Annotated in this window: 1 protein-coding gene; it reads right to left on the reverse strand. The window is 36.1% G+C overall.

The window, feature by feature from the left end; all coding sequences use genetic code 11:
• Positions 1 to 502: RNA-guided endonuclease TnpB family protein (locus IC21_RS00530; RefSeq protein WP_035180212.1), on the reverse strand; the 502-nt coding region annotated here is incomplete at both ends.

Genomic DNA, 502 nt, shown 5'->3' on the forward strand with positions numbered 1-502 from the left:
TCTTTTGACTTATGATGAAGAAAATTCATGCGTTGGTTCGCCACTTTCTCATGTAACTTAGCCACTACTAGTCGTTGCTTGTTCCAACGTACAGAACCTTTCTTGCGTTTGGACAGAATGCGCCCGGCTTTTGCTAATTTTTCTGACATCACACGATAATAACGAGGATAATTGGCTTTCTCATTCTCGCTACTCACGTATAATTCAGCCATAGCAAAATCTAGCCCAATGACATTTTCTATTGTTTTAGGCTGTATATCTTTTTCGTATTCTATTAGTTCGGAAACATAGTATTTTCCTGACTTTGTTCTGGAAATGGTACAGGATTTCAATTTATAATCAGCAGGAATTTCTCTATGCTGTTTGATTTTTACAAGCTTTAGTTTAGGCAACTTGATATGACCATCTTTCCATTCGATGTTTCCATTGACTAAGTTAGTTGTATAGGATTGTTTTGCTTTACGATTTTTGAACTTTGGAAAATCCGCATTTCCTTCAAAGA

The organism is Heyndrickxia coagulans DSM 1 = ATCC 7050, assembly GCF_000290615.1.
In the GTDB taxonomy this organism is placed as follows: Bacteria; Bacillota; Bacilli; order Bacillales; family Bacillaceae_C; genus Weizmannia; species Weizmannia coagulans.